Consider the following 22,107-nt stretch of genomic DNA (forward strand, 5'->3'; position numbering starts at 1 on the left):
TTTTTGTCCTTTGGTTCCGTCAGCCTTAACTGTTATAGATTTATAAAGCAAACTATGGGCCAAACGGTGATGAATGGAGTAAATAAATATATAATTTTATAAAAATCATAAGGTTGTTGATATATAACCGCGTAAATACAGGAGTCAATCCTTGTTGGGGAGGTCGATTTATTACTCAAATTTTATTGACAAATTAATAAATTATTAATAATTTTTAAATTTTCACTTATTCACCGCGCCGCTGAGAAACTCACACTTAACGTCGCGCCCACCAACATCGCTCCCCGGATCATTTTCTCAAAAAGAGAGGATAAGACCATGCAACAACCCCATATCGCGCAGGTACCCTCCGCGCGAGCAGAACTGACTACGGAAGTGCATGTCAATGTCGACTGGGCTCAGCACGAACTGTTTTTTCGCCGGGAGATGGCGAAAATTCTCATCCGCTATACCGATACCGACGAAAATCTTCGCGAGGTTTTCCATTTGCTGTCGGAGATCCTGGGGCTTAATCGAGGTCGGTTGTTTATCTATGACGATAAAAGCGGCTTGCTCTCCATCCGCTGCGCTTATGGATTGACACTGCGGGAAAAAGCGCGAGGCCTATTGCAGCCAGATGAAGGCGTCACCGGCAAGGTATTCTTGTCGGGTCAGATGACCATTGTTCAGGATATCGATTCAGAACCTAATTATTTATGGCGTTCAGTGACCAGGGATGCGTTACCCAGCGGCGTCACGTCGATGTTTTTCTTCCCCATCCTGCTCAACGGCAGAGCCCGAGGAGTATTTTGCGCCAATCGCTTTCGCGGTATCTCGCGTAACCTGACCGCGGATATTGAGATTTTGCGCGAAGTGGTGGGTCATATCGCTCAAATGCTGCGCATGGAAGATCTTATTGCCGAGCGGGTCCAAATGCATACCGTGGCGCTGGAACATGAAAACCGTACGCTACGACAGGCCCTGAAGCATGACATGCTGGAATATGGCATTTATGGCGATTCGGATAAAATTCGCGCCGCCATCCGCCAAATTGAACAGGTGGCAGGCAGTGATGTCACGGTACTCCTGATCGGCGAATCGGGCACCGGCAAAGAGCTGTTTGCCAGGGCGGTGCATATCGCCAGCAAACGCAGTGGACAATATATCAAAATGAACTGTGCGGCCGTGCCGGAAAACCTGTTTGAATCAGAGCTGTTCGGCCATGAAAAAGGCGCGTTTACAGGAGCGGACAAAACCAAGCAAGGGCATTTTGAAAAGGCGGACAACGGTACATTATTCCTCGATGAAATCGGTGAATTGCCGTTGAATCTGCAAGCTAAATTATTACGGGCATTGCAAGAAAAAACGATTCAGCGAGTCGGCGGCGGGGAGGAGCGGTCGATCAATGTCCGTATAGTCGCCGCGACGAATCTGGACCTTCGCCAGCAGGTCGCCGAGGGGAGATTCAGGCTGGATTTGTTCTATCGGCTCTACGTGGTGCCGATATTTTTACCCTCGCTGCGGGAGCGTCCGGAGGATCTGTCTACGCTGATTCAGCATTTCATTGAAGAGAGCGGCGCGCGTTTCCAGCGCCGGGTGCAATGCTCCGCGGAGGCGCTGGCCGCGCTGATCCGTTATACCTGGCCGGGGAATGTCCGCCAACTGCAAAATGTGGTTAACCGATTGGTCTTACTGTCGGAATTACCCATCATCGATGCCCAGCACGTTGCCGCTTTGTTGGAACATGAACAAGCCGCTGCGACGCACCAGCCTGCGGACGATCCTCTTGACGCCGCAGGGAGCTCCCAGGCGCACCTTTTTTCGTCCCGTATCGAACCCAGCGATGCCAACTCCATCCAACTGGCACTTTCCCACTGCGGTGGTAACAAGTCACGAGCCGCGCAGCGGCTGGGAATAACTTTGAGCCAACTCATTTATAGGATGCGCAAGCTTGGGCTGACTGCCACCTGACGCATGCCAGGCTTTATTGAACGGTCATGGTGTTGAGCGAGGACAAAATGATGGGTCTTGGTGCTGCCGGCATGGGTGATAGCGCTGGAAAATGTAACGCGCAGGCCTTGCGTTGAGCAGGGGAGCTCATCGGCCGGCTCCGGAATGTTACCGTTGACGCTGGCTCGCCAAGCGAGTTTGTGCGTTCACAGTGCGAAGTATCGCGTAAAATGAACTTTTTTTGTGCAAAGAATGTTAAACGTAACTAAGGTTGTAGCGCAGGGGCAAGTTCATTTTCTCTGCGTTTCCGCATTTCCTTCGGAATTTTAACCAGGTAATTCTTTGATAACACAATCATCTTGTTTGAATAATTTTTAATTAGACGAGGGGGTAACCCTGAAGGTGTCGAATGCCCAGTCGGTTGGCATGTTGTTTGCTTATTAATTACTTACTGACAGCAAATAATACAAATGTCTCTTGAATTGAGATTGCAGACCTCTCATAAGGGTAATATTTATATTAATCAATTAGTTATAAGAAAGATCAAAAGGAAAGCCAAATGCAATTAATCGATTTGAGCAGAGAGATAAGCCACAAAATGCAGCGGTTACCCAATCATCCCACCGTAAGCATTACCCCATTTACCACCCATGAGGAGAAGAGGGCAGCGGAGGGCTATCTATTTTCAACGGCAGTGAATCTGCTGGTCATGGGAGAGCACAGCGGAACACATGTCGATGCCCCTCACCATTTTGATGATTCATCACAGGCGAAATCTATCGACGAAATGCCCCTGGAGAACTTTTATACCGAGGCGGTTTGCCTGGATTTATCTCACAAGCCGCTGAACAGTGATATCAGTGTGAAGGATTTACAAGATGCCATCGTGAAGGCCGGCGTGGAAATAAAAGCGAAAGATACCGTACTGCTCTATATGGCCTTCAATCAACGAACCCTGGGCACGCCCGGGCACATTACCGATTTTCCGGGATTGACCAAAGATTCCGCAACCTGGCTGGGGCAGCAGGGCATAGCTATGTTCGGGGTCGAAGCCATGAGCCCCGGGCGGACGGGACGGAATAATTTCGAAGTTCATCATGTATGCCGGGATATGGGATTCACGCATATGGAAGGGCTGGAACATTTAGAGTTATTGGTCGGTAAAGGCCGGTTTAAATTTATCGGTTTCCCGTTGAAAATAAAAGGCGGTACGGGAAGCCCCATCAGAGCGGTGGCGGTGCTGGACTGATGATGAACGAACAAGGAAAAGGCCGTAATACGGTGAATATCAGAGAGTATAACCGCAGCCTGATCATTCATGCTCTGAGCCGGCATGGAAGGATGTCACGTTCGGATATTGCTAAAACCCTCAGTTTATCCGAGGCGGCAATCTCCCGTATTGTCAGGGAATTGATCGAGGATGATTTAATCAGTGAAGCTGCGCCGCAGGGACAGGCGCAAGGACCCGGCCGCCGGCAGGTGCCCCTGGCGCTCAGCGTCACCTCAAAGTTTATTATTTCGGTGTGCCTTACCGCGTTTGAGCATTGCGTATCGATAATAAACCTGCGCGGCCAGCAACTTGCCCGCAGCGATCTTACCGATACTCTTAAAGGCTCCGGCAATACCGTGGTTGAGGACCTGATAGATAAAATTGACGGGGTATTGTCTGAAAATAATATCAGTAAAAATAAAATCATTGGTATCGGAGTAGTGACCATCGGTGCGGTTGATAAAAGACAGGGTAAAATTTGTATTTCTTCGATCCATGTTCTTAATAATCAATTAATTACCCATAAGCTGGGGGAGTTCTTTAAGGTTCCTGTTTATCTGGGAACCATTGGCGAAGCGCTGAGCATAGGGGAAAAGGTGTTCTCTGAAAAGCGGCCTCTGGAATTCAACTCCGTTGCGCCGGATCCTTATAAGAGCAAGGACGCGACGCTTCTGATCTATATCGCCTTCGGTATCGGGGCGTATGTACTGATTAACGGCATTGCCCATGGAAATATCAACGATGATCGGCTGATTGCGCACATTCCTGTTCTCGGTGCCGACGATCTCTGTCTATGCGGTGCTAGGGGATGTTTATTGACGAAAGCGTCCGGTTATTCACTGGTCAAGCAAAGCAGCGGCGATGAGTACCGATTTGCACCGATATTACTGGATGAAATCGAACCCGGAAAATTATTGAATTTAATTTCCCGGCTGAATGCCGGTGATAAAAAAATCGAAGACAGTTTTTTTGCGGCGGGTGTTGTGCTCGGCGAAGCCATATTTTCCCTTTCAGTTTGCTTCACGCTTAAAACTATTGTGCTGTCCGGCGTAGTGGGACAAGTACAGGCGTATCAAAGGGGGGTAAGCGAGGGGGTGAAAAATATGTGGCGGCGATTAAATATTGAACCGCCTTTCGTCAGAATCAACGATCTGGGCTATGGCGCCATCGCGGAATTATATAGCCTTGAACAGGTATTATTTGGTGAGGGCGATCCTATAAAAACGTCAATTGGGATAACGTCGGTATGAGTAAAATCAAGTCAATAGAAATATATCCGGTCCGTTTGCCGCTTAAGCAGGCGATGAAGCTTGCCAGTGAGAAAATTGAATCCACTGTGAACGTCTTCATCAGGGTGCTTTCATCGGATAATCACCATGGCTGGGGGGAGGCGAGCATTGCTGCGACCATGACTGGGGAATATTTGGTTGATGTATTATTTGCACTAGATTATTCCCTTATTCCGCATTTAATTGGCGAGGATACCGATAATTTTACCGCAATTGAATATAAGATCGACCGGCTTATCGCTGGAGCAACAACCGCCAAGTCCGCACTGTGCATGGCGATTGCCGACCTGGTCGCTCGTCAGAAAGATATCCCGCTGTGGCAACTGCTTGGGAATAAGAGAAGGGATAGTATTCCAGCGTTAAAGATATTAAGTGGTTCCGGCCAATCGCAGGATGACGCAACGTTAACCGACGCAATCAGAGCAGGATATCGCTATTTTAAAATAAAGGTTGGTATCGACGATCCGCTAGAAGATGCTGAACGGATTTGCGCCATCCGCGCGACCCATGGCGATAAAATTGCATTATCGGCCGACGCCAATATGGCCTGGGACGTGGATAAGGCTCTTCAGTTTATGCGTCACGCTTCCCCAGCGGGCCTGCAATATCTTGAGCAACCGTTGAAACCTGCGGATGACGATGGACTGAAAATGTTATTGGCTCACTCCTCGCTGATGGACATCGCGGCGGATGAAAGCCTGCATACCGACGCCGATATTTTGCGGGAACGTCATCTCGGCGTGATGTGGTTCAATCTTAAATTATTGAAGTTTGGTACTTATAACCACATTTTAGCCGGCGTTCTGAATTGTGACAGTACTAACGGCAATGTGGTGCTGGCGTGCAAAATAGCGGAGTCCAGCGTGGCTTCCAGCGCGATGGCTCATTTAGCCGCCACCGTGTCGCGGTTAAATACTGGTGTAAGTTTTACTCAGGATTATTTAAGCCAGGACGTGACTTCTGCTCCGCTTTCCGTTAGAGGCGGCATGGTAAACATTTCAGACACTCCGGGCCACGGGGTCGAAGTCAATCTGGATATTATTAAATCATTGCAGTTGAAAATATAATCTTCGGCTTATCTCATCATTTCCATTAATTAAGCGTAAAAGTTGGGAGAAACACACATGTTGACCAGAAGAACCTTTCTTAGTGCCATCGCCGTTTCGCCGTTACTCGTAAAAACGGCGAATAGCGCCGAGATAAGCGGTAAAAATGAATTGACTGAATTTGAATTATTGGGAGTGCGGGATCCGCAATTAGGCATGCAATTGGCCTTGGCTGATTATTTTAAATTATTTCAGGCTCAGGGCATTGATGTCACTATCCGCTGGCAACAGTCTAGTGGCGACATGCTGACCATTATGGGCGGCGGATTTCCCATCGGCGTCGGCAATCCGCTTAGCCAGATTATTTTGGCCTCCCGTAACATACCGGCAAAAATACTCTGCGCCTTCGCTGATATATCCGGTGGACAAGGGCTGGTATTGGCGCCAGGTTTTCATCCGGAGTCACCGTCTGTGCTTGAGGGCAAACGATGCGCTTTCACCGAAGGCGCGAATAACCCATTAATTTTATCTCATCTGGCTGAAAAGTATCATTTTGACGTCAGGAAAATCCGGATGATGAATATGGAACCGAGCGAAGGCGTAGTCGCGGCCAGTCGCGGAGACGTTGATATGCTATTGTCTTGGCAACCCTTCTTATATCGATTACAGCAATTAAACGGCACGCTCTATGCAACGGGCAATACCCTCTATTTTACACAGCCGCCGACAAAATTATCAGAACGCGACAAGCTATTATATCAGCATTCGACTCTTATTGCGCGTCAGGACTGGGTAAAGCAGTATCCCCGCACCACGGCGTCGCTGCTGAGGGCATTGATTAATGCCGAAAACTATTTTTATTCCCATAAAGAAGAATCGTTGGCCGCCCTTGAGAGCGTGCTGAAGGTACCTGCCGGTCCGCTGAGGGTGATGGTCGACAACAGCGTTTATAAACTCTCGCTATCCGATGAATTGGCGGATACCTTTAGATCAACCGCACAGTGGGCGCTGGCCAATAAACGGGTTTCCTCATTGCCGGACATGGCGAAGGCCATCGATCCCATGCCTCTGGGTGGTGTGGATCCCATCAGAGTGCACTGGGGCCCAAGCCATGCATAACGCCCACGCTCATCGATCACATCTGCTCAGGACCGGGATTGCCGTTTGCGTTTTTTTATTGATTTGGATAGCGGTAACCTGGGCGAATAAAGCCGGTCTGAACTTTGTCAATCCACTGCTGCTGCCTTCACCGATGGACGTTATCGATGCCGCTGTCGACTCGATCCGTTCCGGTGAGCTTCAGGTGGATATTGGGGCCAGTCTGTTCCGCATCCTTGCTGGCTTTGTTATTGCGGCGTTCGCCGGTATTGGGCTCTCACTGCTGGTGTGTATGAGCAAATCGGCTGGCTTCTTTATCGAACCCTTGTTTGAAATATTGCGCCCGATACCTCCACTGGCATTCTTACCGATGCTGGTGCTGTGGTTTGGCATCGGCGAGCTGTCGAAGGTGACATTTATTGCCTATTCAGCTTTTTTTCCCATATTCACCGCCTCGGTAGATGGCGTTAAACATGTGGATAAATTGTTGTTGCGGGCAGGTGCAAGCTTAGGCGCCAATAAAAAGCAGATGTTTCGCTATGTGGTATTACCGGCAGCAACACCATTCATCTTCACCGGCCTGAAGCTTGGGCTTTCTTTGTCTTTCTTTGTTATTGTCGCGGCGGAATTTCTTGGCGCCGACTCCGGGCTGGGTTATTACATCAATAACGCCAGAACCTATTTTTCCGTCTCTCAAATGCTGCTTGGGGCTGCAATCATTGGTTTTTTTGGCTATATGGTCAATTTATTCCTAACCATGATTGAGACCAGGCTGCTGGGTTGGAGAGACTAACAAGGATTTTAAATGCTTAGCCTACAAGACACTATTAGTGTACCGGATGATGCGGAAAACCATCACAGGATTTTTATTAAAGGCGTCACTAAAAAATATGCAGATCATCTCGCGCTTGATCGGGTGGATTTGGAATTAAAACAAAACAGCTTTACCTGTCTGTTGGGGCCATCAGGCTGCGGTAAATCTACGTTATTAAATATGATTGCCGGGTTTATCACGCCAACCAGCGGTGAAATTTGGGTAGATGGCACGCGGGTTACCGGTCCAGGGCCCGATCGGGGGGTGGTCTTTCAGGAATATGCATTATTTCCCTGGCGAACAGTGATGGAAAACGTTGCGTTTGGTCCCATGTTGAAAGGGCACTCCCGGTTGCAACAAAGAGACATTGCGCTAACGGTGCTGGAAAGAGTGGGGTTGCTACCGTACCAGGACCGCCTGCCCCGGGACTTATCGGGTGGCATGAAGCAACGGGTGGCCATCGCCCGCGCGCTGGCGAATAACCCGACAGTATTATTAATGGACGAACCATTCGGGGCGTTGGATGCGCAAACCCGCGAGTCGTTGCAGGAAGAGATGAAGCGGATCTGGCAACAAGAACGCAAGACGGTGATTTTTGTCACCCACAGTATTTCAGAAGCTATTTTTTTAGCGGATAAGATCGTGGTGATGGGAACCCAACCTGGCCATATCAAAAAAGTGATAGACGTTAATCTTATTGATTCCGGCAACCCGTTGAGTCAGGACTTTGTGGCATTAGCGGCAGAACTCAGAAAGCTGATAAAACATGAAGCAGCTAAAAATGCTGATGCATAGTTTACGATGATTATTGAGTTAACCCGAGTCTGGCCGGGGATATTATTTTTCTAGCCGATGTGTAGGCGGCGGCTTTGGAGTATTTATTTAAATAATCAATATATATTGCTACAATGGGGAATGTCTGCCCGTGGATAAAAATAGATTATGGGAGCTTGATGCTTGTCAGTTGGCTGGCGGATATCAACAGGGTCTTTTTACGCCGGAAGATACTTTGGCGGCTATTGAGAAAAGAATTTCACACATCAATCCCATTCTTAATGCTATTGTCACTCAGGATACCGGACTATCCTGGCGCGCTGCCAGGGCGTCTTCTCTGCGCTGGCAATCAGGCCGACCGTTAAGCCAATTAGACGGCGTTCCTTTTACGGTAAAGGACAATCTTTATTTTGGCGGCCTCAAGGCCACGTGGGGGAGTGAATTATTCAGGGATTTTATCGCGCCGCGCAGCGATATTGCCATCGAACGGTTAATCGCGGCGGGCTGCGTTTTTGTCGGTAAAACCAACACTCCGGAATTGGCGATGGCGGGATATACCGGTAACCGTTTGTTCGGCATCACCAAAAATCCCTGGGATACAACAAAAACCCCCGGCGGTTCCAGCGGCGGAGCGGCGGCTGCCGTTGCCTCGGGCATGTGTACCTTCGCTATCGGCACTGATGCTGGCGGGTCGATCAGGAAGCCGGCAGCCCATACTGGTATCGTCGGGTTTAAGCCGTCAATCGGAACAGTGGAACGGCGACACGGTTTTCCGCCGTTGGCCAACGATCTCCAGGTGATTGGCACGCTAACCCGCAATGTCGCGGATCTTAACACCGTAATGTCGGTACTCAGCGATACTATCGGATTGGCGACCTCTAGCAGGGGACTTAATATCGCCTGTTTCGATGTCGTAACGGACAGCCGCGCCGGCTGGTATATCGATAAGAGTGTGCTGACCGCAGCCACGTTGGCCAAACAGGTGTTGCGCACGCTGGGCCATACTGTCCATGAAGTCAGGCCCTTATGGAATCCGGACGAGGCTTATCGCCTCTATTCCACCTTAGTAAATGCCGGCATCGCCAGGGTGATGTCAGGGCAACAGGATTGGCGAAGCAAGGTGAGCGACGCGGTAATGACCATGGCGGAGAAAGGGCGGCAAATCACAGCGGGCCAATATGTGGAAGGCCTGGATGCCGTTACTGCGCTGCGCTGGGCTTTCAGGGATATATTCAACCGCTATGATCTGATCATGACTCCGGTAACCCCTACCGCCGGCTGGGACTGCGCCGCCGCCAATCCGGCTGTTATCGGCGGCCGTCCCGCCGTTGCTGGGGCGGTGGGGATGTTTACCGCCGCGGTCAGTCTTGCCGGTTGTCCCGCGATAGCCCTGCCTGCGCCGGAACATGCCGACGGGCTGCCGACCGGTATCCAACTGGTGGCCCCCCAGGGGAACGAACGGCGGTTGATAGATACCGCCGCGCAGTATGAGAATGCTGCGCCCTGGCAAAAAATTTCACCTTTTAGCCGGCCGGGTTCATAACCAAGTGGATTGGCATTACCGATGCCGTACGTCCAGCGGCTAAAAGCCGCTCGCATGGCCAAATCATGTTATGCGGATACAAGGCGGGTAAGCGGCGAGTGGGGTGGACATCGCCGGCCCGCTCATTATCCCACGGGGTTTTAGTTCTCCTTTGTCGCGAATGCAGTAAGTACAGCGCATAAAGGCCCCCTACAATTGAGCGGTGGCATTATCCTTGCACGAGAGCATTTTTTAATAGCCAGGATGCAGGATACGCTGTTGCACCAATAGCGCCGCCTGCTGTTGAACAATCCTCAGATAGCTGTCAGCTTGCGTCAACCTCTGCAGCATAGCGTTGTTGATAACATTATACATTGGGATGTGTTGACGTAGCCGGGTATCAATACCTAACCGACAATAAATTGGCTACGTTATTGGCTGAAAAGGCATACAATTGATAGATAGCTTGCGCAAGGTTCACATAAAAAAGCGTGATATGGCATCTTGATTACCTGGGAAAGGCGTGGCGGGCGCCTTTCCACACTACGATCAGCGCACCAAGTACCGCAAGCAGTGAGAACACCGCAAGACTGTCGACTCCAAATACGCTGATAAGAAAACCTCCAATTGCGCTGCCGCCAAAAATTCCGATGTTGTAGATTGTTGTCAACATTGCCGTAGCGAGTTCGGCATCATTTCCTGAGACTTGAGCAGTTGCGGACTGAAAGATCGTTGGAAGTCCACCAAACGATAAACCCCATGAAAAATAAGGCGACAACTGACATAGGGGGGATGCCCTTACGCTGCAAATAATCTGGCGCTCCGCAGATCAAACGCCGATTCTCGCCAATGGGGCGGGCTATCAGCGTGTTGTCGGCAAATGTGCCGTATCGGACTGCGAAATCAATTCCCTGGCTCACCAGATCCACGAAGCTGTCGGTCAAACTGAGGTCGATGGTGACATGGGGATGTTCTTCGAGAAAGCGGTCGAGAATGGGCACGATACGAGTCTGTCCCAGATCGACGGGCGCGGTCAGTCTAACGTGGCCTGATAGTTTTTGCGTCCCTGATTTGATTCGGCTCTCCAGTTCCTCCGCCTCGGCGAGCAGACGCCGTGCGCCTTCGGCTAGGACTCTTCCTTCATCGGTAAGACTGAAAGAACGGGTCGTTCGTGTGAGCAAGGTCGCACCGTAGTATGACTCCAATATGGCAAGGCGCTCTGAAACTGAAGCTGGCGAAAGTCCGAATTCCCGGCCCGCCGCCGACAGGCCGCCCTTTTCAATAATCATCAGGTAAAGCTGCAGGTTCGCTAATGTTCTTCGGAATTCCTGAAATATATTTTCGTTATTTAACCAATTATCAATATATTCCGCAAGGTTTATACTGTTTGCTGTGATGGGAAGGGCGGTAATGCATCCTCAGACGCGCGCGTAGTTACCACGCATGCATGGGGCAATTGTGCCGTCGAACTTCGGTGAGCCTCTCGGGAACAACTCTATGGACTTCACTGATAGTACGTTTTCAGTCGTAGTGGGAGGCAAATAAGCAGATAATGACGACTCGACCTAACCTGCTACCTGCCGCCGTGCAGACAAAGCAGCTATCAAAAGCCACGGTCTTACTATTCGCCCTTGCCTGCGGTGCCACAACGGCTAATGTTTATTACTCTCAATCGATTGCGGGGCCCATCGCAGCCAGCCTACAGTTGCCCGCGAGCCTGGCCGGGCTGATTGTCACCACGACTCAACTCGGTTACGGGATCGGGCTCTTCTTTCTAGTCTGTGTGGCCGATCTGGTGGAAAACCGCCGGCTCGTTTTGATCACTACAACCGGCACTATACTTAGCCTTTTCGGCGTGGCCAGCAGCAGTGCTCCTGGCCTCCTCATCACATCCCTTGCGCTTGGCATGTGCACCGTGGGCAGCCAGATCCTGGTTCCACTTGCCGTGCAACTTTCGCCGGCGACGAAGCGCGGCCAGGTCATTGGCAACATAATGGGCGGTTTGGTGGTGGGCATCATGCTGTCCCGCCCATTAGCAAGTTTTCTTACGGCCCATTGGGGATGGAGAGCAATATTTATCTTTTCAGCCGTCGTGATGCTCGGCACGTTATTACTTTTGGCTCGGGCCTTGCCACGATGGCGGCCCCGACCCAGCCGAGGCTATGTTGCAACGCTCCGATCCATGCTAGGCCTTCTAACCACGTCGCGTCCTCTGCAGCGCCGCGCAGCCTATCAGGGTACGCTGTTCGCGGTTTTCAACATGTTCTGGACCGCCGGTCCGCTGATGCTGCATGTCCGCTTTGGCATGGGACAGATGGGTATTTCCGCCTTCGCGCTGGCGGGAGCGGCCGGCGCGCTTTCGACACCGCTGGCTGGCATGGTGGCCGATCGTGGCGGTTCAAGATCCGGTACTGGGCTGGTATTGTTGTGCGCCGCCATTGCGCTGCTCATCAGTGGGTGGGGACAAGCTGCAGGATCACTGCTGATTCTGGTGGTCGCCGCGATTATACTCGATGCGTCAACGCAGGCGAATCAGGTGTTCGGCCAGCGCACCATCCAGAGCCTCGATTCAGAGGCGCGCGGTCGCCTGAACGCAGCATACATGACTGTCATATTCCTTTGCGGTGCAATGGGATCAGCATTGGGATCAGCTACCTATTATCTCGGTGGCTGGTTGGCTACCTCCCTCGTAGGAACCACTATGGTAGTGGTCATATTGGGCGTCTTCGCAACCGAATTCCGCACACCACGCATGCCATAGATGCTTCATATTCGCACATTACAAATACCAAGTTTCTGAAAAACAACCTAAGGTCAGAGGGATTTCGACAGTACTAACGCAGCCGTTTTTCAGGCTCAGACGCATAGCGCTGAACCCAGAGGTAAATCGTGGTGTGATCTACGTAGACACCGTGATTGGCCAGCATCCCCTGCAGTTCGCGGTGGCTGATGCCGTATTTGCAATACCGGTTAGGCCATGCCTCCTCACCGCGACGAGGCCCATTGGTGTGCGTTTCCTCGATATTTCCGAGCCCGAGACGCCTATTCCGTATGACGTCTCTATACTGTCGATAAAGTCCCCGAACCCAATGCGCGACACATTCGTGGAAATCGCTAAATCTGATTTTTTTTGCCTGAGTGGTCATACTGCAGCGCCTAAGTTAGGAAGTAAAAACGGGAATATGTACTCCGGTTGGACGATCTCGAAAAGCCGGCCCGCAAACTGTTGGATGGGGTCAAGGCTTATCGTCTTTCTACGAGTTGTGCCACCATGAATTTGTTGACTGGCTCCAGAAGGCTGATAAAGGAGCAGATAATCTCCTTGCCCTCATCTCTCAGCAGAGCGATTACCATAAGGAGCATGAGTCAGTACAGCTTCTTCGTGAGTTCCGTACGTCACTTAAGTTCAGTAAGTTCAGTCGAGACCATGGGGGCAATGAGGCGAACCTGCATTCTGGAAGATCAAAACGACGCTTTTAAATCCCCAGAATTGAGCAACAGGACTCAGCCCTCTATTTACCGCTATTGTTACCCCAGTGATGAAAGTGGCTTCGTAAGAAGCCAGATACGAAACTGTTGCTGCAATTTCATCAGGTTCTCCAGCACGACCTAATGAAGTTTCTTCGGCAATGCTGCGCATCCGCTCTGGCGGAAGTGGGTCACAGAAAAATCTTGTGTCCGCGATTAGTCCCGGAGCTATCCCATTCACGGTTATCCTTTGTTATCTCTTTCCCTCCCAGCTCGCGGTACGCGGTATAAGCTGCGGACGCTAGCCAGCGGGGAAGCGATACTTAAACATCTTGAGAATACCGGTGATGCTAATCGTAAAGCATATCGCTCAGGGTAACTTAAGGTCTTTTTATCGCTGTCATCAGCGAGGCTGTGCATGATGTCGGGATACGACATGCCTCAATGAAGGCATTCTCCGATATTGCCGGCTATAAGAAGCTGTCAATTATTCTACGGAGAAGCAGGTGAGGTTCTGTCTATCCAACGAGTACCGGTTTTAAACTGCGGCAGCTTTTCATTAGAATTCGCCATTATTGATGCTGACAGCAGTCGGGAACACCCTTCGGGCTTAGCTGCGAATTTTCATCTTCCTGACCCCCGGAACCAACGGAAAATCGCGGGGGAAAAATAGGAAGCGGCATTGAGCTCAGGCAGCGCTCCCAGTGAAGCATTGCTGTTCATCGTCGAGACTATCCTGTCGCCGCAGCGTGCGCTTTCTGACCAATCGAGAGCCATTGGCCACCGCATCGTGCACGATGGGGAACAGTTTACCCAATCTGGGTAATAAATGATGAGGTTTTGCACGGCATCAAGGCGGCGTCGCGATTTTTTTCGCCATTGGCCTATAAAAATATTGTCGTTTTTTGATACCGTATTTCATCAGACCATACCTGAAGCGTCTTATCTTTATGCCTTGCCATACCACTTTTAAATGATATGCAGGGTCGTTTGCTGCCCCCCATACGGCTTCCGCCACGTCCAGCGCCCGACGATTGCGACCATTCGGCGAAAACACTCTGCGCCAGGCCGGCATAAGCGTCAGGGAAACCGTTCTGCATCCGTAGCGGTGCGTTTGCAGTAGGAAAAAAACTTAGGGATCTGCTAGTTCCACCGCACCACCCGCAAACTGAACCAGACCCAGGCAGGTTAGCGTTATCTTGATGCTGTTAAACCCCGCATGGCATCCCTTGCCGAAGCATTTCCCGCCGCACACGGTGTGCTGGATATGATCGAAGGACCGCTGAAATTAGCGCGCCCTGCGCGTTAGGGATATCACCCCTATTAATCTCAAGCCGGTTGTGTTCGCCCTATTAGGTCACATGTTCGCCGCCGCCCGCGACCCCGATGTTTCACCCAGGGCGCGCCGCAGGAAAATCCGGGTACGTTCGTTACGAGGCTGCCTGAAAATCCGTTCGGGATTGCCGGATTCGATGATGTGCCCCGCTTCGGTAAAATAGAGGATATCGCTGACCTCCTCGGCAAACCGCATTTCGTGCGTCACCAGCACGCAGGTTATGCCGTCCCGGACCAGATTGCGGATCACGTTCAGAACTTCTCCGACCATTTCCGGGTCGAGCGCGGAGGTCACTTCGTCGAATAAAATCAGTTCAGGCTGCATGGCGAGCGCACGGGCAATCGCCACCCGCTGCTGCTGGCCGCCGGAGAGTTCCCCCGGATAGGCGGTCTCCTTATGCTCCATATGGACTTTGCGCAATAGCCCGAACGCCCGTTCCGTCGCTTCCTGGCGCGATACGCCCAGCACTTTGATGGGGGAGATCACCAGATTCTCCAGTACGCTCAGGTGAGGAAACAGGTTGTACTGTTGAAAAACAAAACCTACACGCTGACGCAGCTCGACAAATTCCTTTTCCGACCGCAGGGTATGAACCGGAATGCCGCAGACCTCTATCTCGCCCTTTTGTGGCCGCAATAGCCCGGTAATGCTGCGCAGAATGGTCGATTTCCCCGATCCCGAGGGGCCGATGATCGATACCGACTGGCCTTTACGGACGGAAACATCGATGCCTTTGAGTACCTCATTATCATCGAATGAAAGATGGACATTATTAAGCCGCACCAGAGGTTTGTCCGCACCGCTGCGTATAAGTGAGGAGCGGGTATCAGGATCGCGCATGTCGTTTTTCCTTTAGCCTCGTCAAACGGGCAATAGGGTAGCAATAGATGAAAAAGAACAGTAACAGGGTGAAATAGACCAAAACGGTGAAGTTAGTTCGCGCTACGGTATTACTGGCGATGCTGGCCATGTCGACCAGGTCGTGGACCCCCACCAGAGAGGCCAGGGATGTGCTCATGGTGATGCCGGCATACAGGTTCATCCAGGGCGGCAACATGCGTCGCACGCACTGGGGCAGTATGACATAACGAAAAATTTGCCCGCGCCGGAAGGCCAGCGACTGCGCAGCCTCCCACTGTGCGCTGGGAATGGACTGTATGGCGCCGCGGAAAATTTCGGCAATGATGGCGCTGGCGGATAATCCCAGCCCGATAACGACTTTTAACCAGTCCGGAAAGGGCAGGTACCAGTGAAATAAAGTAAATTCAAAAGGAAAAACGTAGGTGGTGAAATAGATCAATACCAGCACCGGCGCGTTGCGGAATACCTGTACATATCCCCGCACCAGGCGGCACAGCAGCCGCGAAGGCGACAAAGACAGCGCGCCGAATATCAGGCCGGCCGCAGTGCCAAGCCCCATGGAAACAATACTGATTTCAATATTGGTCCACATTCCGCTCAACAGCGCCGGCAGCCAGTGCCATAGCAACCTGATGCTTGGCGGCGCAGTGCCGCTAAGCAGCCAAAACAGATTCAGCGCCAACAGCATCAGCAAGGCGATAAACCAGGGGTCGGAACAGACCGCCGAGACAATTTCGCGGCGGCCGGAATTCGCAGCATGCAATTTCAGGGAGACGTCATTGTCCATATCCGGGCATCCTCAGGCGATGTTCCAGCCAGTGACCGACGGCGCTGACCATCCAGGTCAACAATCCGAACCAGATAAGAATCAGCAACAGCAGCTCAAGTACGTTGTCGCGCTGGGACCAAATCATAATTGACGCATAGGTGACATCGCCCACCGCGATAGCCGATGCAATCGCGGTCATTTTTACCAGATCGACCAGATTATTGATAAGCGAGGGCAGGGCGAAACGCGCCGCCAGCGGCAACTGGACATACCAGAAGGTCTGGCGGGGGGTGAACGCCAGTGAACGCGACGCTTCCAGGGTAATCGGCGAAACCGCTTCGATGCCGGCGCGCAGGGCTTCAGCATGGAATACCGCTTTGTGAACCGCCACCACCAGCACCACCCACATCAGCGGGGTGATGGGGCTGGCGCCGCCCGCTATTTTTTGGCCGATCAGCATATTCAGCACCAGAAATGCGCAGTAAAGTTGCACCAGCGCAGGGGTATTGCGGGTAAATTCCACGAAGGCGCTGACCGGAGCGACAATCCAGCGGGATTTGCGCGTCATGGCCGCCGCGATCAGGACGCCGATAAGCAAACTGATCGGAATGGTCAACAGGCATAATTTAAGCGAGACCCATGTACCGGCGATAAAAGCCTGCCGGTCGATGGGATCGAGCACAAAAGCATAATTCAGGCCCAATGGTCTGAAACAAGCCACCAGCCAGGCAAGAAACGACTGGATCACCGCAGACACCCCCGCTGCGCCGATAACCGCTGTCTCGCCCATATTATTTATCCGCCGGTTCAGCCGGTGCTGCGTCGAATTCTCCGCGCAGGGCTTTTTGGTGGGCATCGGTAAAATACTCGTCTGGGACACCGTATTTGTGGGCGAAATCCACTAATAAGCCGGTCTTGTGCCAGTCACGGATCACGCTGTCCACAAAGTTGCGGGTGTCTTTTTCTCCGCGCCGGGTCCAGATAACCGTAGGGGAAGGGATCAATTGATCTTTCGTCGCGATCTGGTAATCGGCCCATTCCGCCGCGCTATCGCCCACCAGTACCTGATGCATGGCCGGTGAGATATGTACCGAGGCGACACAGGTGCCACCTTTCAGCGCCAGCAGCGATTCGGGAATGCCGCGCAGCCCTTTGACAATGGCGCCGTATTCCTCCAGTGGCTTGGCAAAGTTACTGCCCTGGGAGACACAGGCCACTTTGCCTTTAAGATCTTCCCACTTGGAAATACCGCTTTCTTTACGCACCAGCGCCGCGCCGCCGACCAGATTATAGGGTGTAGGGGCATAACTTAGCGACTCGCTGCGCTCCTGGGTCCACTGGATATTGGCAATCAGCAGGTCGACTTTGCCGGACTGCAGGAATTGAACTCGCGTAGAGGCGGTAACCGGCACCACCTCCAGCTCGACTCCCAAGCGGTTGGCAATATTGCGGCTAAGCTCGGTTTGAAAACCGCCGGTCTGGTTGGTCGCGGGATCCAGAAAGCCGAACGGCGGGCTGGCGCCGTCCACCCCCACCACTATTTTCCCACGATCCTTGATTTTACCCAGCGTCGCGTCCGCGCTGGCCACCGGGGAAATAAACGGCAGCAGAACGGCCGCCAACAGCAGGTGAAGCGGAAAAAGTGTTTTCATAACATCCCACTAAGCCAATTTTCGTTTGGTTAAAAAGTTAACTGCCCTGGAATTTTTTGTGCAATTCCTGTAATAACGGTTGCGGCGGGGTAATCCCCAGTCTTTTTTCCGTTTCGATTAACCAGCCGGTCCGGTGCCAGGACTGAATTACCCGATCAACGGCGGTAATGGTGTCCGTTTCGCCTTTGCGCGTCCATACCACCGAATCGGCGGGCAGGATTTCATCGGCAATCGGCGCGTGATAGTCCGCCCATTCCCCGCCTTTGCGCACCAGGGGCTGCAGCAATGTGGAGTCGTGAACGGCCGCCACGCATTGCCCGCCTTTCAGCGCCAGTAGCGAATCGGCGGAACTCTTGAAGCCCTTGGTCACGGCACCGTATTCCGTTTCCAGCGGCCTGGCGAAACTGCTGCCCTGGGACACGCAAACAGTTTTTCCGCGCAGGTCCTCCCATTTGGCGATGCCGCTGTTTTTCAGCGTCAGGGCGGTTCCGCCTACCCGATAAAAAGGCGTGGGGGCATAGCCCATACTTTCCGCTCGCTCCGGATTAAGCTCCATGGAAGCAATCAGCAAGTCGACCTTGCCGGCAATTAAAAATTGCGTACGCGTGGCGGTTTGCACCGGCACCAATTCGACCCCGACCCCCAGATCCTTCGCCAGTTTGCGTGCCAGCTCCGGATTCCAGCCAATCAACTGTCGGGTTTGCGGATCCACTGAGCCAAAATCGCCGCCATTCACCAAAACGCCAATCGCCACGTTGCCGCGCGACTTTATTTTATCCAGGGTAGCGTCAGCCCTGGCGGTAACAGGTAATAATGCCGCCAATGTCATAGCCGCCATCAACTTTAACCACGTGCTGGCCGGATGGGTTATTTCCTTATTCATATTTTTGCATCTTCCTCATTTAATTTCACACCATCCAGCAGGCGCTTATAATACGAATGACCGGTATTTAGAGCACCGATGGGATTGTGGGCCAGGACACGATCCTTCACTATCAGATAAGTTACCGGCGCGTCGGAATTCTTGATAAATAATGAATCATGCCCGACACACAGGCCGCTGATAACATTAAGATCCGTTTGTTCCAGATTGCATAATTTAGCCTGCATAACAGGGTTGCACATGGCCTCGTAATTGCCTGGTTTGATTTTATCCTGCTCGGCAATACCGACGTCGCACTTGTCTTGCGCACCCACTTTACATAAAACGCCGAACACGTCCAAACCATTGGCGCGCAGTATATTGGCAAAGATGCGGTTTTCCTTGATTAATCCGGCACAGGATGCCACACCGATTTTTTTAGCGCCGATTTTTTTGGCAAATACAATAATTTCTTCTACTCGGGTTAATTGGCCGTAATATTGACCTTCAACCTGTGCGGATGCCAGCATTATCCTCGATATCATCGGATCGTCGTGATACAAGTCCAGGCTTGCACGCAAAACGGCTTCATTATCCGCCGACGTGGTCAAACATTTTCTGGGGAATTCTTTATCCCGAGTTTGGCAGTTAAGAAAGTTACACTCGGTGCACGTAAATTTATTCGCCATAACGGTTTTCTACTTTCCCAGAGAATCACTATATTAAATATAAGGAATTTCTCAGCGAAACCAACCAATCTTTCCGCATATCGATATGAAAATAATGAGCATCATGCGTGGGTAACATATTGTTCTATCACCACTAAAATTTAACAATGAGTGAAATTAATTAACCTGAATATAGCGATGTCAACTCATAAAGTCCGGTGGGGCATAACTGTATGATGCGAAAAAAAAGAAAATATTTCAATCGGGTGATAATATGCTATCTAATAACATTAAGGTTTCTCGTTATTATCTATTGAGAAAATAGCATTTCATTATTTAAAATTGTTCTTTGACACGTATTAAAGTCCATGAAAAGGTGAAGTCCTACTAGTTACCCTATAAAATGATTAACTACGGAATGATAAGGATAAGATGTGACACAGATAGGCATCGGCGAGAAGGCACATAATTTTGTGTTTGCATCTCCTTGGGACGGTAAAAAAGATTTTTTCACCGAGACCAAAAACCAACGGTCGCTGTTGTTATTCCTGCGTTATTTTGGCTGCACAACCTGCCAATTGGAAATACATAATCTTATTCTGGATTACCCGAAGTTCAAGCAGGCCGGCGTGGAAGTGTATGTGGTATTGCAAAGCAGCGCCGCAACCATTACCAGCGAGCTCAAGCAGGAAGATATCCCCTTCGTGCTGGTATTGGACCCGGAACAGACCTTATATAAAGCTTACGGGATTGGATCGCGGGATCCCGACAACGGCAGGACATTGGAACATCAAGCCAGGGTACAAACGGCCAAAACGCTGGGTTTTACCCATGGAAAATATGAAGGCAATGAGCTGCAGTTGCCGGCAACCTTTATTATCGGACCGGAGCATATTGTCGAGTATGCTTATTACGGCAAAGAAAGCTCCGATATCCCCGAGCATAATGTCCTGATAAAAAAGATTGGGGATGCATTAGCATAGATGCACCTGCTGAAGGTTTATTTTATGGGGTACGATAAGCATTATGATGCAGGTAAATAATATCACCAAGCATTTTGGTAAACAAAAGGTTATAGATAATATCAGTTTCGCGATTAAAAAAGGAGAGGTGGTGGTGATTCTTGGCCCCAGCGGGTCGGGCAAAACGACGCTGTTACGCTGCCTGAATTTTCTTGAGCGCGCTGACACTGGAAAGATGCGCATCGGCGATGCGGAGGTCGATATCGGGTCTTCAGGTAAAAAAGACATCCTGCGGTTCCGTCGTAAAATCGCCATGGTCTTTCAATCTTATAACTTATTTAATAATAAAACCGCCTTACAAAATGTGATTGAAGGTCCGCTTGTTGTACAAAGACGCGGACGGGAAGAATGCATCGCGCAGGGGAAAAGCCTGCTGGATAGCGTGGGCCTGTCAGCCAAATACGACAGCTATCCGTCAAAGCTGTCGGGCGGCCAGCAGCAGCGGGTCGGTATCGCCAGGGCAATGGCGTTAAATCCGGATGTCATTTTATTTGATGAACCGACCAGCGCGTTGGATCCAGAGTTAGTCGGCGAAGTATTATTCGTTATGGCCAGGCTGGCGAAACAGGGCGTCACCATGATTGTAGTGACCCATGAAATGCAATTCGCCAGGGAGATCGCCACCCGCATCCTGGTAATGGATCACGGCCACATTATAGAACAAGGGCCACCGGCGGAAATTTTTAATGCGCCGAAAGAGGAGCGCACCAAAAAATTTCTCAAACGTACTGCCCCATTGCTTACCTATGAGATCTGACGCCGGCTTTGCCGCCAGCCATTATATTGATGACAGCCAGGGTAAAATAAATGAATAATTTCATAAAGAAAATAGCGCCTGTAGCGCTATGCGCTATAGCGTTTTCCGCTCTGTTGGCTAATGCCGCCCCTGCCCCCCGGGACATTATCGTCGGCGCCCGCAATGGCTTCCAGGGGGTGGCGTATGTGGATGAAAACGGCAATTACACCGGCCTGGAAGCGGAAGTGTTAAAACGTGTCTTCAAGGAGCTGCCGCAATATAAATTTGAAATCCGTTATCTCGAGCAACGCTCGCTGTTTCCCAGCCTGCTGACCAATAAGGTGGATATGGTGCAAGGCAATCTGCGACGCAATGAAGTACGCGAAAAAAATGCTATCCGCACCCGCGTTGCCCACAACTGGACGCCTTATGTAATTACGGTGCCGCAAGCCAATACCCAGATTCATTCTTTGGCGGATTTAGAAGGTAAACGCATCGCCCAGAATAAAAACTCAGGCCAGGCGGGCATAATGGAACAGTATATTAAATCCCATAATGCCAATATCGAGATTGTCTATAGTCCGGAAATGCTGACGTTGCTTGCCGACGGACAGGTCGATGCCGTTATTTCACCGGTATTTAATGTGCCGCAGTTTAATGCGGTCCATAAAAATTATAAATTAAAGTACGTTGGCGAGCCGGTGGGGGGTGTGGCAGGCACGCCGGATAATGATCCAAACGCATATTTTTGGTTCAGGCCGGATGATAAGCAATTAAGGGATGATGTCAGTGCGGTCATTGCTCAACTACGGGCGGACGGTACGCTGAGCCGGCTGTCGCGGCAGTTTTTAAGCGAAGATTATCCGGCCAGGATCGACCTGCAGGCGGAAAAAAACCTGACGCAATAATCTATGGGATAATTCGATGATCGGCCTATAAATCCTTCAGCCAAAAACAATATCGGCATCAAATAAACCGATAAGAGAGCCGT

At 51.0% G+C, this 22,107-nt stretch carries 20 protein-coding genes and 2 pseudogenes; 13 read left to right on the forward strand and 9 right to left on the reverse strand.

Features of this window, described 5'->3' with window-relative positions:
- Positions 1-318 precede the first annotated feature (318 nt).
- The 8 genes from ACL2XP_RS09670 (at position 319) to ACL2XP_RS09705 (ending at position 9,763) form a co-directional block, all read left to right on the forward strand.
- Positions 319-1,950: a sigma 54-interacting transcriptional regulator gene (locus tag ACL2XP_RS09670; protein WP_413729973.1), complete on the forward strand. Its 1,632-nt coding sequence runs from the start codon at positions 319-321 to the stop codon at positions 1,948-1,950.
- 538 nt (positions 1,951-2,488) lie between these two features.
- The gene (locus ACL2XP_RS09675; protein WP_413729974.1) at positions 2,489-3,178 is read left to right on the forward strand and encodes a cyclase family protein; all 690 of its coding nucleotides are present in this window, start codon (positions 2,489-2,491) and stop codon (positions 3,176-3,178) included.
- Positions 3,178-4,449: an ROK family transcriptional regulator gene (locus ACL2XP_RS09680; protein WP_413729975.1), complete on the forward strand. Its 1,272-nt coding sequence runs from the start codon at positions 3,178-3,180 to the stop codon at positions 4,447-4,449. The genes ACL2XP_RS09675 and ACL2XP_RS09680 overlap by 1 nt, the downstream gene beginning before the upstream one ends.
- Positions 4,446-5,555, forward strand: a complete 1,110-nt coding sequence (locus ACL2XP_RS09685; RefSeq protein WP_413729976.1) for a mandelate racemase/muconate lactonizing enzyme family protein — start codon at positions 4,446-4,448, stop codon at positions 5,553-5,555. The genes ACL2XP_RS09680 and ACL2XP_RS09685 overlap by 4 nt, the downstream gene beginning before the upstream one ends.
- Positions 5,556-5,612: 57 nt before the next feature.
- Positions 5,613-6,653: an ABC transporter substrate-binding protein gene (locus ACL2XP_RS09690; RefSeq protein ID WP_413729977.1), complete on the forward strand. Its 1,041-nt coding sequence runs from the start codon at positions 5,613-5,615 to the stop codon at positions 6,651-6,653.
- Positions 6,646-7,425, forward strand: a complete 780-nt coding sequence (locus ACL2XP_RS09695) for an ABC transporter permease (RefSeq protein ID WP_413729978.1) — start codon at positions 6,646-6,648, stop codon at positions 7,423-7,425. The genes ACL2XP_RS09690 and ACL2XP_RS09695 overlap by 8 nt, the downstream gene beginning before the upstream one ends.
- 12 nt (positions 7,426-7,437) lie before the next feature.
- Complete coding sequence (locus ACL2XP_RS09700; RefSeq protein WP_413729979.1) at positions 7,438-8,241, forward strand: ABC transporter ATP-binding protein; 804 nt, start codon at positions 7,438-7,440, stop codon at positions 8,239-8,241.
- Positions 8,242-8,371: 130 nt separating this feature from the next.
- Positions 8,372-9,763, forward strand: a complete 1,392-nt coding sequence (locus ACL2XP_RS09705) for an amidase (protein ID WP_413738525.1) — start codon at positions 8,372-8,374, stop codon at positions 9,761-9,763.
- Between the two features lie 671 nt (positions 9,764-10,434).
- Here the strand turns inward: ACL2XP_RS09705 and ACL2XP_RS09710 are convergent.
- A complete protein-coding gene (locus ACL2XP_RS09710; protein WP_413733195.1) occupies positions 10,435-11,154 on the reverse strand; it encodes a LysR family transcriptional regulator in 720 nt (239 codons plus the stop codon).
- Positions 11,155-11,294: 140 nt separating this feature from the next.
- Here ACL2XP_RS09710 and ACL2XP_RS09715 point away from each other — a divergent pair, with 140 nt between their 5' ends.
- Entirely contained in the window at positions 11,295-12,503 is a 1,209-nt protein-coding gene (locus tag ACL2XP_RS09715; protein WP_413729982.1) for an MFS transporter, read from the forward strand.
- 76 nt (positions 12,504-12,579) lie between these two features.
- Here ACL2XP_RS09715 and ACL2XP_RS09720 read toward each other — a convergent pair.
- Positions 12,580-12,765, reverse strand: a pseudogene (locus ACL2XP_RS09720) (hypothetical protein); the annotation flags it as partial.
- A gap of 392 nt (positions 12,766-13,157) precedes the next feature.
- Positions 13,158-13,451 (reverse strand): SDR family oxidoreductase, encoded by a 294-nt coding sequence (locus ACL2XP_RS09725; protein ID WP_413729983.1) that lies wholly within the window; start codon positions 13,449-13,451, stop codon positions 13,158-13,160.
- 441 nt (positions 13,452-13,892) lie between these two features.
- Here ACL2XP_RS09725 and ACL2XP_RS09730 point away from each other — a divergent pair.
- Positions 13,893-14,183: pseudogene (locus ACL2XP_RS09730) on the forward strand (hypothetical protein).
- A gap of 384 nt (positions 14,184-14,567) precedes the next feature.
- On the opposite strand, the gene ACL2XP_RS09735 reads toward ACL2XP_RS09730, so the two are convergent.
- From ACL2XP_RS09735 to ACL2XP_RS09760, 6 genes are read right to left on the reverse strand one after another with little or no spacing between them, the layout of a single operon-like run.
- Entirely contained in the window at positions 14,568-15,386 is an 819-nt protein-coding gene (locus tag ACL2XP_RS09735) for an amino acid ABC transporter ATP-binding protein (RefSeq protein WP_413729984.1), read from the reverse strand.
- The gene (locus ACL2XP_RS09740) at positions 15,373-16,194 is read right to left on the reverse strand and encodes an amino acid ABC transporter permease (RefSeq protein ID WP_413729985.1); all 822 of its coding nucleotides are present in this window, start codon (positions 16,192-16,194) and stop codon (positions 15,373-15,375) included. Before ACL2XP_RS09740 ends, ACL2XP_RS09735 begins: the two co-directional genes overlap by 14 nt.
- Complete coding sequence (locus tag ACL2XP_RS09745; RefSeq protein WP_413729986.1) at positions 16,184-16,966, reverse strand: amino acid ABC transporter permease; 783 nt, start codon at positions 16,964-16,966, stop codon at positions 16,184-16,186. Before ACL2XP_RS09745 ends, ACL2XP_RS09740 begins: the two co-directional genes overlap by 11 nt.
- A gap of 1 nt (position 16,967) precedes the next feature.
- Entirely contained in the window at positions 16,968-17,828 is an 861-nt protein-coding gene (locus ACL2XP_RS09750) for a transporter substrate-binding domain-containing protein (protein WP_413729988.1), read from the reverse strand.
- Positions 17,829-17,865: 37 nt separating this feature from the next.
- Positions 17,866-18,711: a transporter substrate-binding domain-containing protein gene (locus ACL2XP_RS09755; RefSeq protein ID WP_413729990.1), complete on the reverse strand. Its 846-nt coding sequence runs from the start codon at positions 18,709-18,711 to the stop codon at positions 17,866-17,868.
- A complete protein-coding gene (locus ACL2XP_RS09760) occupies positions 18,708-19,379 on the reverse strand; it encodes a DUF1847 domain-containing protein (protein ID WP_413729991.1) in 672 nt (223 codons plus the stop codon). The genes ACL2XP_RS09755 and ACL2XP_RS09760 overlap by 4 nt, the downstream gene beginning before the upstream one ends.
- A 413-nt stretch (positions 19,380-19,792) precedes the next feature.
- Here ACL2XP_RS09760 and ACL2XP_RS09765 point away from each other — a divergent pair, with 413 nt between their 5' ends.
- Genes ACL2XP_RS09765 through ACL2XP_RS09775 form a run of 3 tightly spaced genes read left to right on the forward strand, consistent with a single transcriptional unit; the run spans position 19,793 to position 22,024 of the window.
- Positions 19,793-20,341, forward strand: a complete 549-nt coding sequence (locus ACL2XP_RS09765; protein ID WP_413729992.1) for a peroxiredoxin-like family protein — start codon at positions 19,793-19,795, stop codon at positions 20,339-20,341.
- A 43-nt stretch (positions 20,342-20,384) separates the two neighbouring features.
- Positions 20,385-21,137 carry an amino acid ABC transporter ATP-binding protein gene (locus tag ACL2XP_RS09770; RefSeq protein ID WP_413738526.1) on the forward strand — a complete coding sequence of 251 codons (753 nt, stop codon included), beginning with the start codon at positions 20,385-20,387 and terminating at the stop codon, positions 21,135-21,137.
- A 50-nt stretch (positions 21,138-21,187) separates the two neighbouring features.
- Positions 21,188-22,024, forward strand: coding sequence for a transporter substrate-binding domain-containing protein (locus ACL2XP_RS09775; RefSeq protein WP_413729994.1), 837 nt, complete (start codon positions 21,188-21,190; stop codon positions 22,022-22,024).
- The last annotated feature ends 83 nt before the right edge of the window (positions 22,025-22,107 follow it).

The organism is Sodalis sp. RH21 (assembly GCF_047324175.1).
Lineage (GTDB): Bacteria > Pseudomonadota > Gammaproteobacteria > Enterobacterales > Enterobacteriaceae > Acerihabitans.